Raw genomic sequence first — 12,940 nt, forward strand, 5'->3', positions numbered from 1 at the left:
CCGACGCGGGCCGTTGAGTTTGTCGGGCACCGGGCCGCGGGGCGTGGGCACCGCCGGCTGTGAGAGGGACGGGAATGGAACCGACCGAGAGCGCCGTGCCGGGCTCACGGCTGCGCCGTGTGGCGGTCGCGTGGCGCGCAGTCCGTGGGGCCGGCCGGCCGGCGCATCCGGGCGCTCAGGCGCGCGCCGTCGGACAGTACACCGCGGACGGACGGACCGCGGACGGACGTGCCGCCGCCGGGCGCGGTGCCGCGGACGGCCGCGGCACCGCGCAGCCCGCCGGCGAGCGCCCCCCGGCCCAGCACGGCACCGGCCCGGAGGCGGACACCGAACGGCACCCGTCCTGGCCCGCCCTGCCCGCGGCGATCGTCGCGGCCGCCGGGTTCGTCCTGGGCGCCGGCTTCTACCGCGCCTTCACCGGCGGGCACGCCCTGTTCCCGTCGGGTACCACCGGCTGGGCGCTGGCCCTGCTGACCGGCGTCATCGTCGGCCACCTCGTCATGCTCGGCCGCTCCCGCTGGTGGGGCGGCACCGGCTCGGGCGCCGCCCTCACCCTCGCCGTGCTGCTGCTGTACGGCTGGCTCCCGGCCGGGCTGGTCAGCCTCACGGTCGTCGTGCTGGTCGGCATCGCCCGCCGCAACCGCTGGCGCCAGGGAGTGCTGCACGGGGCCGTCGACCTCCTGGGGATCGGCGCCGGCGCCCTGGTGCTGGCCGCCTTCGGCACCGTGCCGTCCGTCGAGTCCCCCACGGACCCCGGCGCCTGGACGCTCGCCACCGCCCCCGAGGTGGCCCTGGTCGCCGTCGCCTACCTGGCCGTCACCCGCGTCCTGCTCTGGTATCTGCACGCCCCGCGCCCCGGCCTGCCCACCGCCGCCCGCACCGCCCTGGTCAGGCAGGGCCTGGTCGCGATCGCGCTGCTGGGCATCGCGCCGCTGGTGTGCGTGGTGGCCGTGGCCAAGCCGATCCTGCTGCCGCTGTTCTCCATCCCCCTGATCGCCCTGGACTCCACCCTGTGGATAGCCCGGGCCCGGGCCGAGGAGCAGCTGCGCGACCCGCTCACCGGGCTGCCCAACCGCCAGTGGCTGCTGGAGCGCATCTGGACCGCGCTGGACGACGCCGAGCGGATCGACGCCCGCGCCGCCCTGATGCTGATCGACCTCGACCGGTTCCGGTCGGTCAACGACACCCTCGGTCATCTGGCCGGCGACCGGCTGCTGCTGCAGATCGCGGACCGGCTGCGGGTGGCGCTGCCGCGCGGGGCGGAGGCCGCGCGGCTCGGCGGGGACGAGTTCGCCGTCTTACTGCCGGTCGCCGACTCCACGACGTCCGCGACCCGCATCGCACGCCAGCTGGTCACCGCGCTCAGCTCCCCCCTCGACCTCGACGGCCTCACCCTCGTCCTGGAGGCCAGCGCCGGGGTCGCCGTCTTCCCCGACCACGCCCTGGACGCCGAGGGACTGCTGCGCCGGGCGGACGTGGCGATGTACCAGGCCAAGCGGGACCGCACCGGCGTCGAGGTGTACGAGTCCAAGCGCGACTCCAACACCCCCGACCGGCTAGGTCTGCTGGGCGATCTGCGCCGGGCGCTCGACGCCCACGAGGTGCACTTGCACTACCAGCCCAAGGTCCGCTTCGACGGGCAGGTCGCGGGCCTGGAGGCCCTGGTCCGCTGGGTGCACCCGGAGCGGGGCAAGGTGCCGCCGGACGAGTTCATAGCGATCGCCGAGTCCTCGGGCCTGATGCCCCACCTCACCGAGTACGTCCTGGAGACCGCGCTCGGCCAGGTCGCCCGCTGGCGCGCCCAGGGCCTGTTCGTGCCGGTCGCGGTGAACGTCTCCCCGCGTGACGTGCACACCCCCGGCTTCGCCGGCTCGGTCGCCGCCCGGCTGGCCCGGCACGGCGTGCCCGCGGGAGCGCTCCAACTGGAGATAACCGAACACGTCCTGCTGGAGGACCCGCAGCGTGCCGCCGACACCCTCAACGGCCTGACCGGGCACGGCGTGAAGATGTCCCTGGACGACTTCGGCACCGGCTACTCCTCCCTGGTGCATCTGCGCCGGCTCCCCGTCAGCGAGCTGAAGATCGACCGCTCTTTCGTGGCCCGGCTCGCGCTCGACCACGAGGACGCGGAGATCGTGCGCTGCACGGTCGACCTCGCGCACTCCCTCGGGCTGCTCGTCGTCGCCGAGGGCGTCGAGGACGACGAGACCTGGGAGCGCCTGCGCGACCTGGGCTGCGACGCCGTCCAGGGCTGGCTGGTCGCCGCCGCGATGCCGCCCGACGAGACCACGGCCTGGCTGCGGGCCCGGGGACCGCGGGGCTGGCAGCGGCCGCGCGCCGCGCTGCCCGCGGCGACGGCCGACGAGTGACCCGCCCGCTCCCGCGCCGCCCCTGAGGCCCGGAGGGTCCGGAGGGCTTTCCGGGGGATGAGGCGCGGGGTTCCTCAGTCCGTGCCCGGTGGCACGAAGTGGCCGATCAGCAGGGCCAGCCGTCGCTCGTGGGCCTCCTCGGGCAGCCGGCCGCTGCGCATCAGGGTCACCAGGCCGTGCAGCCCGGCCCAGTACGTCTCCGTCAGCAGGGCCGTGTCCTCGCCGTCGGCCGCGATCGGCCGGACGGCCAGCAGCAGTTGCTCGAAGGCGTCCTGAAGGGGTGCGGGGGCCTCGGGCGTGGCGAACGGCAGGTCCACCGCGAGCGTGAACATCGCGTCGTAGAGGGCGGGCCGCCGCCGGGCGAAGGAGGTGTACGCGGCGCCCACCGCCGCCAGCGCCTCGCGGGGGCTCCCGGCGGCCGTGCGCGCGGCCCGGAGTTCGACGGCCATGTCCGCGCAGCCCTGCACGGCGACCGCCGCCATGATCGCCCCCTTGCCCTTGAAGTGGCTGTAGAGGACCGGCTGGCTGTACTCGATCTCGTCGGCGAGCCGGCGCGTGGTCACCGCGTCCCAGCCCTCGGCCTCGGCCAGTTCCCGCGCGGCCGTCACGATCAGCCGCTCGCGTTCGGCTCGTTCGCGCTCGCGGCGCGTCTGGATCGTCATGCCGGGATCCTAGCACCGCTAGCGTTCCTGTCGATGCTCTGTTAGCGTCGCTCACATCCCTAGCGCTGCTAGCAAGGAGAGAACATGACCGTCACCGCCTACACCCTGGCCGTCGGGCTCAACCTGTTCTGCCTGTTCCTGGGCTACCGCTTCCTGTTCCGGCCCGCCGCCTCCGCCGCCGGTTACGGCGTCCCGGCCGACCCCCGCGGGGACGCCGGCGCCTACCTCACGATCAAGGGCCTGCGCGACGGCACCCTCGGCCTGGTCGGCCTGGCGCTGCTCGCCTTCGCCGGAGCCCGCGCCGAGGCCTGGTTCCTGCTCGCCGTCGCGCTCGTGCCGCTCGGCGACACCCTGATCGTGCTGCGGCACGGCGGCGCGAAAGCGGTGGCCTTCGGGATCCACTTCGCCACCGCGGTCGTCGTCCTGATCGGTGCGGGACTGCTCTTCGCGCTCTGAGGGCCGCCGTCCCGAGCCCGCCCCGCGCGAACCCGGCAAACCGTTTCACGGGCACGGCCCGCCGCCCCATAGGATTGGGCCACACCACATTCACTCACCCCAGAGGATCGCTGCATGCCTGGCATCACGCGCGAGGAGGTCGCCCACCTCGCCCGGCTGGCGCGTCTGGAGCTGAAGCCCGAAGAGCTCGACCACTTCGCGGGACAGCTGGACGACATCATCGGCGCGGTCGCCCGCGTCAGCGAGGTCGCCGACCAAGACGTACCGCCGACCTCGCACCCGCTCCCGCTGACGAACGTCATGCGCCCGGACGAGGTCCGTCCCTCGCTCACCCCCGAGCAGGCGCTCTCCGGCGCCCCGGCCCAGGAGCAGCAGCGTTTCAAGGTGCCGCAGATCCTGGGGGAGGACTAAGACCGTGACGGACATCATCAAGCTCACCGCCGCCGAGACCGCCGCGAAGATCGCCTCCGGCGAGCTCACGGCCGTCGAGGTCACCGAGGCCCACCTCGCCCGCATCGAGGCCGTCGACGAGAAGGTGCACGCCTTCCTGCACGTCGACCGCGAGGGCGCCCTCGCCCAGGCCCGTGCCGTCGACGCGAAGCGGGAGCGCGGCGAGAAGCTCGGTCCCCTCGCCGGCGTCCCCCTCGCGCTGAAGGACATCTTCACCACCGAGGGCATCCCGACCACCGTCGGCTCCAAGATCCTCGAAGGCTGGATCCCGCCGTACGACGCGACGCTCACCAAGCGGCTGAAGGCCGCCGACGTCGTCATCCTCGGCAAGACCAACATGGACGAGTTCGCCATGGGGTCCTCCACCGAGAACAGCGCCTACGGCCCCACCGGCAACCCCTGGGACCTGACCAAGATCCCCGGCGGCTCCGGCGGCGGCTCCTCCGCCGCGCTGGCCGCGTACATGGCGCCCCTGGCCATCGGCACCGACACCGGCGGCTCGATCCGCCAGCCCGCGGCCGTCACCGGCACGGTCGGCGTGAAGCCGACCTACGGCGCGGTCTCCCGCTACGGCATGGTCGCCTTCTCGTCCTCCCTGGACCAGGGCGGCCCCTGCGCCCGCACGGTGCTGGACGCGGCCCTGCTGCACGAGGTCATCGCCGGGCACGACCCGATGGACTCCACCTCCATCGACGCCCCGGTCCCGCCGGTCGTCGAGGCCGCCCGCAACGGCAGCGTCGAGGGCATGCGCGTCGGCGTCGTCAGGCAGTTCCGCGGCGAGGGCTACCAGGCCGGCGTCATCCAGCGGTTCGACGAGTCCGTCGCGCTGCTCAAGGAGCTGGGCGCGGAGATCGTCGAGCTGGACTGCCCCTCCTTCGACCTGGCGCTGTCGGCGTACTACCTCATCGCGCCCTCCGAGTGCTCCTCCAACCTCGCCCGCTTCGACGGCCTGCGCTACGGCCTGCGGACCGGCGACGACGGCACGCACTCCGCCGAGGAGGTCACCTCCCTCACCCGTGAGGCGGGCTTCGGCCCCGAGGTCAAGCGCCGCATCATGCTCGGCACGTACGCGCTCAGCTCCGGCTACTACGACGCGTACTACGGCAGCGCCCAGAAGGTCCGCACGCTCATCAAGCAGGACTTCGACAGGGCGTTCGAGCAGGTCGACGTGATCGTCTCCCCGACGACCCCGACCACCGCCTTCGCGATCGGCGAGCGCGCCGACGACCCGATGGCGATGTACCTCGCCGACCTGTGCACCATCCCGACCAACCTGGCGGGCAACGCGGCCATGTCACTGCCGTGCGGCCTCGCCCCGGAGGACAACCTCCCGGTCGGTCTGCAGATCATCGCCCCCGTCATGAAGGACGACCGCCTGTACAAGGTGGGCGCCGCCGTCGAGGCCGCCTTCGTGGAAAAGTGGGGCCACCCGCTGATCGAGGAGGCTCCGTCGCTGTGAGCGCACTGTCCAAGGCCAAGGGCTTCAAGAAGTCCAAGTCCGGTCTGTACATCTCGATGGCCACGTCGGCGTTCGGCGCCGTCGGTGTCTACAAGCAGATCAAGAAGGCCCGCGGAGACAACGACACGCTGCGGCTGCTCGACGCCGTCGTGACCGGCGCCGCGGTCGTCACCAACCTGGCCATTCTCTATCGCGAGCTGAAGCAGCTGGGCGACGACGACGTTCTGCTGGGCTGAGAGGGAAGTTCACCGTGACCACCACGACCGACCTGGTGTCGTACGAGGACGCACTCGCGTCGTACGACCCCGTCATGGGCCTCGAGGTCCATGTCGAACTCGGCACCAAGACCAAGATGTTCTGCGGCTGCTCGACCGCCCTCGGCCAGGAAGCCAACACGCAGACCTGCCCGGTCTGCCTCGGCCTGCCCGGCGCGCTCCCGGTCGTCAACGCGACCGGCGTCGAGTCCGCCATCAAGATCGGCCTCGCGCTGAACTGCGAGATCGCCGAGTGGTGCCGCTTCGCCCGGAAGAACTACTTCTATCCGGACATGCCGAAGAACTTCCAGACCTCCCAGTACGACGAGCCGATCGCCTTCGACGGCTACCTCGACGTGCAGCTGGAGGACGGCGAGACCTTCCGCGTGGAGATCGAGCGCGCCCACATGGAGGAGGACACCGGCAAGTCGACGCACGTCGGCGGCGCCACCGGCCGTATCCACGGCGCGTCCCACTCCCTGCTGGACTACAACCGCGCCGGCATCCCGCTCATCGAGATCGTCACCAAGCCGATCGAGGGCGCCGGCGAGCGGGCCCCCGAGGTCGCGCGGGCCTACGTCCGTGAGCTGCGCGAGGTCATCCGCGCGCTGGGTGTCTCCGAGGCCCGCATGGAGATGGGCCAGATGCGCTGCGACGTGAACCTGTCGCTGCGCCCGCACGGCACCGAGAAGTTCGGCACGCGTTCGGAGACGAAGAACGTCAACTCGCTGCGGTCCGTGGAGCGCGCGGCCCGCTTCGAGATCCAGCGGCACGCGGCCGTGCTCTCCTCCGGCGGCACGATCGTGCAGGAGACCCGCCACTTCCACGAGGACACGGGGTCGACGACCTCGGGCCGCGTGAAGGAGGAGGCCGAGGACTACCGGTACTTCCCGGAGCCGGACCTGGTGCCGGTCGCCCCGTCCCGCGAGTGGGTCGAGGAGATCCGGGCCTCCCTGCCCGAGCTGCCGCTGGTCCGCCGCAACCGGCTCCGCGAGGAGTGGGGCATCTCCGGCACCGACATGCAGGCGATCCTCAACGCCGGCGCGCTGGAGCCGATCGTCGCCACGATCGAGGCCGGGGCCGACGCGGCGTCCGCCCGCAAGTGGTGGATGGGCGAGCTGGCCCGCAGCGCCAACGAGTCGGGCAAGGCGCTCGACGAACTGGCGATCACCCCGGCGCAGGTGGCCCGCGTCACCGAGCTGGTGGCCAAGGGCGACCTGAACGACAAGCTGGCCCGCCAGGTCATCGAGGGCGTCCTCGCGGGCGAGGGCACCCCGGACGAGGTCGTCGACCAGCGCGGTCTGAAGGTCGTCTCGGACGAGGGCGCGCTGACGGCGGCCGTCGACGAGGCGATCGCCGGCAACCCGGGTGTCGCGGACAAGATCCGCGGGGGCAAGGTGGCCGCGGCCGGCGCCCTGGTCGGCGCGGTCATGAAGGCGACCCGGGGCCAGGCCGACGCGGCGCGCGTCAAGGAGCTGATCCTGGAGAAGCTGGGCGTCAGCGAGGGCTGAGCCCGCGCGGACGCGACACAGGGGGGATGCGCCGGCCCGGCGCATCCCCCCTGTCACGTCCTACGGGCGGCGCCCCACGATCCGGGCGAAGCCCAGCGTGCGGCCCTGGTCGAGGCGGAGCATCTCGGCCGAGCGGCCGGCCATCTCGACGTGCCACGGGTCCGTGTGCTCATCGGCGACGACCTCGCACCAGCGCAGCCAGTCGCGCCAGCCGTCCTGGAGCCAGTCCGCCGTCTCCACCTCCACGGCCCCGCTGCGGGTCCAGTGGCGGCGCCACCAGGCGGCCGTGTGGAAGCACCAGAACGCGGGCTCCCAGTAGGGCGTCAGGTGCTGCGGCGGCTCGACGCCGTCGATCTCCTCGCGCAGCGCCGGTACGACGACGCCGATCCGCCCGCCGGGCCTCAGCAGCCGCGTCAGCTCGGGCAGGTACAGGTCGTCGGTGCCGAAGTACTGGTAGGCGTCGACGGAGACGATCGCGTCGAAGCTGTGCGCGCCGAACGGCAGGGCGTGCGCCTCGGCGAGCACGGGCAGGACGCGGTCGGCCACGCCCGCCTCGGCGATGCGCCCGGCGTTCTCGTCGGGCTTGATCCACAGGTCGGCTGCGGTGACCCGGACGTCGTACTCCCTGGCCAGGAAGATCGACGTCATGGCGCGTCCGCAGCCCAGGTCGAGCACGTGCGAGCCGGGGCTCAGGGTGTCGAGCCCCAGGGCCGGGGCCAGCCACTCCAGCAGCCACAGCGCGTGCGGGCCCATCTGGTTGTCGACGGTCCAGCGGGCGTCGTAGCCGTTGCTGCGCGGGTAGCCGGGGTGGCTCACCCGGTCAGCGAGGGGGTCGTTCGGGGTCCGGGAAGTGATGTCCGGCATCGGTGAACGGGCTCCTTGAGTCCTTGACGAGGAAAGGGGATGGGTCGGAGCTCGGTCGGACCGTCACACAATGCACCTGCTTCGGCCGGGCGGCGGGGCGCCGCTGGGCGTTCCTCGGACCCGCGGACGCTAACAGCGGCCGCCTGCCCCCCGCACCCGGTTTCGGACGACGCGCTACCGTCTCGGCCATGAGTGGACGTGCTGATTCCGACACCGACCCGGAGACAGCGGGCCCGGAGACGGCCGTCGAGCAGGACGAGCCCGCGGAGCTGCCGGAGCAGGACGAGCCCGCGGAACTGCCCGAACAGGACGACCCCGCGGAGCTGCCCGGACAGGACGACGCCGGGTTCCGGCCGGAGGACGCCCGCCGGGCGCGCTGGACCGCCGCCGGCACCGGTGCCGCCCTGACCCTGGCGGGGCTGGCCGCCGCCGTGCTCCGCCTCGCCCGCTCGGCACCGGCCCTCGTCCCCGCCGCGTACGCCACGGGCGCCGCCGTGTGCGCGGCCGCCGCCGTCCTGGGCGCCCGGGGCCGCACCCGGCGGGCGCTGTGGCTGCTGGTCGGCGGGGCCATGGTCATGGCGGTGGGGGACCAGATCGACTGACCGCGGCCGCTGTGAACAAGCCCACGAAACAGACAAATGATCTCGTTCGCCTGTAAGAGTGTCCTTGCATTGCTCATGCGTTCTTTGCGGGCCGTTCAGTTCAGGGACGACTGTTCCCGGTCAAAGATCCACAAAAGTAACTCTGGGAGCACGTTTCGTGGCAGCCCTCGCGCGCTGGTGTGTCCGACGCCGTCTGGTCACCGTTCTGCTGTGGCTCCTCGCCTTCGCGGGGGTCGCCGCGGGCGCCGCCGTCGCCGGCACCACGTACTCGAACGACTACCAGGTCCCCGGCACCGAGTCCGGCCGCGCCACCGAACTGCTGCACGAGGGCTTCCCGCAGCTCGGCGGCGACAGCGACACCGTCGTCTGGCACACCGCGTCCGGCAGCGTCCGCGCCGCCGACGTCGAGCAGACGATGACCCGCACCCTGGACCGCATCGAGAACCTCCCCGGCGTGGCCTCGGTCGCCGGCCCCTACGACGGGCCGGGCACCGGCCGGATCAGCGCGGACGGCCGCACCGCGTACGCCACGGTCACCTTCGACGAGCAGGCCCAGGACATCGACGAGGGCGAGGCGCGGGCCGTCGTCGCCGCCGCCGAGAGCGCCCGGGCCGACGGGCTCCAGGTGGAGCTGGGCGGCAGCGCCGTCGCGCTCACCCAGTCCTCCGGCGGGCACGTCGCGGAGATCGTCGGCGTGCTCGTCGCCGCCGTCGTGCTGTTCCTGGCCTTCGGCTCGCTCGCCGCCTCGCTGCTGCCCATCGCCACCGCCCTGGTCGGCGTCGGCACCGCCTACGCCGGGATCGTGCTGCTCGGGCACGCCATGACCGTCGCCGACTTCGCCCCCATGCTCGGCATGCTGATCGGGCTCGGCGTCGGCATCGACTACGCGCTGTTCATCGTCACCCGGCACCGGCGCGGCCTGAAGCGCGGTCTGTCCGTCACCGAGGCCGCCACGAACGCCGTCGCGACCACGGGGCGCGCGGTCGTCTTCGCGGGTGCCACCGTTTGCATCGCCCTGCTGGGCATGCTGATCCTGCGGCTGGGCTTCCTCAACGGCGTCGCGATAGCGGCGAGCCTGACCGTGATCCTCACCGTCGCGGCGTCGGTGACCCTGCTGCCCGCCCTGCTGTCCCTCATCGGCATGCGCGCCCTCAGCCGCCGCGAGCGCCGCCGCCTGGCGGAACACGGGCCCCAGCCCGAACTGCCCACCGGGTTCGCCGCCCGCTGGTCGGCGTTCGTCGAGCGCCACCCCAAGCTGCTCGGGGCGGTCGCGCTGGTCGTCATGGCCGTCCTGGCGCTGCCCACGCTCTCCCTCCACCTGGGCACCTCCGACCAGGGCAACGACCCGAGGACCGCCACCACCCGGCAGGCCTACGACCTGCTCGCCGACGGCTTCGGCCCCGGCGTCAACGGCCCGCTCACCCTCGTCACCGAGGTCGACGGAGCCGGCGACCGGCTCGCCCTGGACAACCTCGACGCCACCCTGCGCGCCACCGACGGCGTCGCCTCGGTCACCCCGGCGACCTTCGGCTCCGGCGGCCGCACCGCCTACCTCACCGTCGTGCCCGACTCCTCCCCGCAGTCGAAGCGGACCAGCGACCTCGTGGACCGGCTGCGCGAGGAGGTGCTGCCGCGCGCCGAGTCGGGCACCTCGCTCGACGTGCAGGTGGGCGGCATGACGGCCGGCTACGACGACTTCGCCGACGTCATCGTCGCCAAGCTGCCCGTCTTCGTCGGGGTCGTGATCGGCCTGGGCTGTCTGCTGCTGTTGCTGGCCTTCCGGTCGATCGGCATCCCGCTGAAGGCCGCCGCGATGAACGTCGCCGCCGTGGCCTCCGCCTTCGGCGTGGTCGTCGCGATCTTCCAGTGGGGCTGGGGCAGCGAACTGCTCGGCCTCGGCAGCGCGGGGCCCGTCGAGCCCTTCCTGCCGGTGATCATGGTGTCGGTGCTGTTCGGCCTGTCCATGGACTACCAGGTCTTCCTGGTGAGCCGGATGTACGAGGAGTGGCTGGAGACCGGCGACAACCGGCGGGCCGTGCGCGTCGGCCTCGCCGAGACCAGCCGGGTGATCAACTCGGCGGCGGTCATCATGATCTCCGTCTTCCTGGCCTTCGTGCTCAGCGGGGACCGCGTGATCGCCATGTTCGGCATCGCCCTGGCCGCCGCCGTCGCCCTGGACGCCTTCGTGCTGCGCACGCTGCTCGTGCCCGCCCTGATGCACCTGCTCGGCGGCGCCAACTGGTGGCTGCCGCGCTGGCTCGACCGGCGCATGCCGCGCATCAGCATCGAGCCGCCCGAGACGCGGGCCACCCATGAGAGGCTGGCCGCCGCGACGGACGCCGAGGTGGCGGACGTCCTGGCGGAGGAGGAGCGGCAGCGGGATGTACGCGATATCCCTGGGTGACGACGCCGAACTGCGCCCCCTGGAGCCCTGGCACGCCGGGGAGTTCCTGGCGCACCTGGAGCGGGGGCGGGAGTTCATCGGCCGGTACATCCCGTTCGGCACGACCGAGACGGACCTGCCGTCCGCCCGCGCGAAGCTCCGGCTCTACGCCGACATGCGGGCCGCCGACACCGGCTCGCTGCACGGGCTGTGGCTGGACGGGACACTCGTCGGCGGTGTGCTGTTCCTCAACTTCGACGCGGCGAACGGCACCTGCGAGGTCGGCTGCTGGCTGGAGCCCGCCGGAACCGGCCGGGGCCTGGTCACCCGCGCGATGCGGGTGCTGATCGACTGGGCCGTCGAGCAGCGCGGCATCCACCGCGTCGAATGGGTCGCCGCCTCGGGCAACCGGCCCAGCCTGAACGTGGCGCGGCGACTCGGCATGACCCGCGACGGCGTGCGCCGGGCGGCCCACCACTACGGTGGCGTACGGCACGATCTCGAAGTCTGGTCGGTGCTGGCGCCCGAATGGCGCGCGGCACGCACGCGTGCCGGTCACGACGATCATTAAGAGACTTCTCAGACAGCGACCCTACGGTGCGAGACATGGCAACGAACGCAGTGGACGAGACCGAGGCCACCGAGGCCACGACCGACGAGAAGGCGGTGGACATCACCGAGTCCGAGTCCGACGAGGTGACCGGGTCCGAGGCCCCGGCCCCCGTGACCAAGGAGGACGGTTCCCAGGGCGTCGGTCAGGGCGCGGGTGCCGTGGTCTCCGCCGCCCTGGGCGTCGTCTCGCTCACCGGCAGCTGGGTCGGCACGGTGGCCTCCGCCCGCCGCAACCTGATCGGGCAGCTGGAGACCGCGCAGAACGCGAGCGTGGCCAAGCAGATCCAGGCGGTCTACGGCGATGCCTGGCAGACCACGGCCCTGTGGGGCGGCCTGTTCGCGCTGACCGCGCTGGTCGTCGGTGTCGTGGTGCTCGCCCGGCCCGCGTTCGGCACGCCCGGCCGGGTCCAGGCCCCGTGGATCAAGTCGGTCGCCTGGGCAGGCGTCGCGCTCGGCGTCGTCGGCCTGCTCCTGGCCGTCCTCAAGTACACCGACGTGCTGCTCGGGCTGCCGTCCGCGAGCTGACCCGGCCGCGGCTCCGAGGGGTCTTGGGCGCTCCGTAAGCACCTTACGGAGCGCCTAAGACCCCTCACGCGTGTCTAAGGCCCCGCCGGCCTGCCAAGATGCGGAACTCTCCCGATGTGGCCGCCCCGCCTGGGAGACGAAGGTGGAGACATCACGGAGGAACCCCTCCGGGACCGGTCTCTCACCGAGGACACGTCATGTACGAGTACGAACTCCAGCAGCTGCGCACCGCCGACCTCATCCGCCGGGCCGAGCACGAGCGCCGCGTCCGCGAGGCCGACCGCGCCCGCCGCGCAGCCCGCCACGACTCCGCGGAGCACGAGAGCCATACCCGCCGCTTCCGCCGGCTCCGTTCACTCCACCTCGCGTGAACGGGCACCGGGAAGCGGCCGCCGGCAGACCGCGGCCTACGGCCACGACCCCGGCGTCCACCCCGGCCATGGGTCTGGCGCGCGGCGCGGGCCCCACGGCCGGGTCGACGCCCGGTGCGGGCGCGACGCCCGCCCCGGGCGCTGGGCCCGGGGCGGCTGCGGCGCCCGTGCCCGCTGCGGCGCCCGTGCCCGCCGCGAGGCGCGCGCCCGCTGCGGCAGCCGCGGCTCTCAGGGTGTCTGCGCCGGGTGCGGTGCCTGTGCCCGTCGCGGCGGCCGCGCCCACCGGGGGAGCCGCGGCGGGCGGCGGGGCGCCCGCTACGGCCCCTTCGGCCGCTACGGCTCCTTCGGCCGCCACGGCGGGCCTCGCCGCCGGGGTGGGGGACGGGCTCGGCCCGGGGGGTGCCGGGAAAACCGGTGCCGGG

The 12,940-nt window shown here is 73.1% G+C and carries 13 protein-coding genes; 11 read left to right on the forward strand and 2 right to left on the reverse strand.

Annotation, left to right across the window (positions count from 1 at the left end):
* Positions 1-74 precede the first annotated feature (74 nt).
* A complete protein-coding gene (locus tag ACIGAN_RS12805; RefSeq protein ID WP_399857126.1) occupies positions 75-2,369 on the forward strand; it encodes a putative bifunctional diguanylate cyclase/phosphodiesterase in 2,295 nt (764 codons plus the stop codon).
* Positions 2,370-2,443: 74 nt separating this feature from the next.
* Here ACIGAN_RS12805 and ACIGAN_RS12810 read toward each other — a convergent pair whose 3' ends face one another.
* The gene (locus ACIGAN_RS12810; protein WP_365735795.1) at positions 2,444-3,031 is read right to left on the reverse strand and encodes a TetR/AcrR family transcriptional regulator; all 588 of its coding nucleotides are present in this window, start codon (positions 3,029-3,031) and stop codon (positions 2,444-2,446) included.
* 84 nt (positions 3,032-3,115) lie between these two features.
* Here ACIGAN_RS12810 and ACIGAN_RS12815 point away from each other — a divergent pair, with 84 nt between their 5' ends.
* The 5 genes from ACIGAN_RS12815 to gatB all read left to right on the forward strand — a co-directional run bounded on the left by ACIGAN_RS12815 (position 3,116) and on the right by gatB (position 7,161).
* The gene (locus ACIGAN_RS12815; protein ID WP_365096489.1) at positions 3,116-3,487 is read left to right on the forward strand and encodes a DUF4267 domain-containing protein; all 372 of its coding nucleotides are present in this window, start codon (positions 3,116-3,118) and stop codon (positions 3,485-3,487) included.
* A gap of 114 nt (positions 3,488-3,601) precedes the next feature.
* Positions 3,602-3,898 (forward strand): Asp-tRNA(Asn)/Glu-tRNA(Gln) amidotransferase subunit GatC, encoded by a 297-nt coding sequence (gene gatC / locus ACIGAN_RS12820; RefSeq protein ID WP_031117542.1) that lies wholly within the window; start codon positions 3,602-3,604, stop codon positions 3,896-3,898.
* Between the two features lie 4 nt (positions 3,899-3,902).
* The gene (gene gatA, locus ACIGAN_RS12825; protein ID WP_399857128.1) at positions 3,903-5,396 is read left to right on the forward strand and encodes an Asp-tRNA(Asn)/Glu-tRNA(Gln) amidotransferase subunit GatA; all 1,494 of its coding nucleotides are present in this window, start codon (positions 3,903-3,905) and stop codon (positions 5,394-5,396) included.
* Positions 5,393-5,632 (forward strand): hypothetical protein, encoded by a 240-nt coding sequence (locus ACIGAN_RS12830; RefSeq protein WP_030851407.1) that lies wholly within the window; start codon positions 5,393-5,395, stop codon positions 5,630-5,632. Before gatA ends, ACIGAN_RS12830 begins: the two co-directional genes overlap by 4 nt.
* A 14-nt stretch (positions 5,633-5,646) precedes the next feature.
* Positions 5,647-7,161 (forward strand): Asp-tRNA(Asn)/Glu-tRNA(Gln) amidotransferase subunit GatB, encoded by a 1,515-nt coding sequence (gatB, locus tag ACIGAN_RS12835; protein WP_365735789.1) that lies wholly within the window; start codon positions 5,647-5,649, stop codon positions 7,159-7,161.
* Positions 7,162-7,221: 60 nt separating this feature from the next.
* Here the strand turns inward: gatB and ACIGAN_RS12840 are convergent, their stop codons facing one another.
* The gene (locus ACIGAN_RS12840) at positions 7,222-8,025 is read right to left on the reverse strand and encodes an SAM-dependent methyltransferase (protein ID WP_399857131.1); all 804 of its coding nucleotides are present in this window, start codon (positions 8,023-8,025) and stop codon (positions 7,222-7,224) included.
* Positions 8,026-8,213: 188 nt separating this feature from the next.
* On the opposite strand from ACIGAN_RS12840, the gene ACIGAN_RS12845 reads away from it, so the two are divergent.
* From ACIGAN_RS12845 to ACIGAN_RS12865, 5 genes are all read left to right on the forward strand, one after another.
* Positions 8,214-8,627 carry a hypothetical protein gene (locus ACIGAN_RS12845; protein WP_399857133.1) on the forward strand — a complete coding sequence of 138 codons (414 nt, stop codon included), beginning with the start codon at positions 8,214-8,216 and terminating at the stop codon, positions 8,625-8,627.
* 157 nt (positions 8,628-8,784) lie between these two features.
* Positions 8,785-11,031, forward strand: a complete 2,247-nt coding sequence (locus tag ACIGAN_RS12850; RefSeq protein WP_365735783.1) for an MMPL family transporter — start codon at positions 8,785-8,787, stop codon at positions 11,029-11,031.
* On the forward strand, positions 11,009-11,581 hold the full coding sequence (locus ACIGAN_RS12855; protein WP_365735781.1) for a GNAT family N-acetyltransferase: 573 nt from the start codon (positions 11,009-11,011) through the stop codon (positions 11,579-11,581). The genes ACIGAN_RS12850 and ACIGAN_RS12855 overlap by 23 nt, the downstream gene beginning before the upstream one ends.
* A gap of 35 nt (positions 11,582-11,616) precedes the next feature.
* Positions 11,617-12,147 carry a hypothetical protein gene (locus ACIGAN_RS12860; protein WP_399857136.1) on the forward strand — a complete coding sequence of 177 codons (531 nt, stop codon included), beginning with the start codon at positions 11,617-11,619 and terminating at the stop codon, positions 12,145-12,147.
* A 197-nt stretch (positions 12,148-12,344) separates the two neighbouring features.
* Positions 12,345-12,518, forward strand: coding sequence for a hypothetical protein (locus tag ACIGAN_RS12865; protein ID WP_365096470.1), 174 nt, complete (start codon positions 12,345-12,347; stop codon positions 12,516-12,518).
* The last annotated feature ends 422 nt before the right edge of the window (positions 12,519-12,940 follow it).

It is taken from the genome of Streptomyces sp. NPDC085931 (assembly GCF_044540565.1).
In the GTDB taxonomy this organism is placed as follows: Bacteria; Actinomycetota; Actinomycetes; order Streptomycetales; family Streptomycetaceae; genus Streptomyces.

Excerpts from the sequence above, each read along its gene's own strand:
- ACIGAN_RS12805 (WP_399857126.1), top strand. The coding sequence starts at position 75 with ATGGAACCGACCGAGAGCGCCGTGCCGGGCTCACGGCTGCGCCGTGTG.
- ACIGAN_RS12810 (WP_365735795.1), bottom strand. The coding sequence starts at position 3,031 with ATGACGATCCAGACGCGCCGCGAGCGCGAACGAGCCGAACGCGAGCGG.
- ACIGAN_RS12815 (WP_365096489.1), top strand. The coding sequence starts at position 3,116 with ATGACCGTCACCGCCTACACCCTGGCCGTCGGGCTCAACCTGTTCTGC.
- gatC (WP_031117542.1), top strand. The coding sequence starts at position 3,602 with ATGCCTGGCATCACGCGCGAGGAGGTCGCCCACCTCGCCCGGCTGGCG.
- ACIGAN_RS12840 (WP_399857131.1), bottom strand. The coding sequence starts at position 8,025 with ATGCCGGACATCACTTCCCGGACCCCGAACGACCCCCTCGCTGACCGG.
- ACIGAN_RS12845 (WP_399857133.1), top strand. The coding sequence starts at position 8,214 with ATGAGTGGACGTGCTGATTCCGACACCGACCCGGAGACAGCGGGCCCG.
- ACIGAN_RS12855 (WP_365735781.1), top strand. The coding sequence starts at position 11,009 with ATGTACGCGATATCCCTGGGTGACGACGCCGAACTGCGCCCCCTGGAG.
- ACIGAN_RS12860 (WP_399857136.1), top strand. The coding sequence starts at position 11,617 with ATGGCAACGAACGCAGTGGACGAGACCGAGGCCACCGAGGCCACGACC.
- ACIGAN_RS12865 (WP_365096470.1), top strand. The coding sequence starts at position 12,345 with ATGTACGAGTACGAACTCCAGCAGCTGCGCACCGCCGACCTCATCCGC.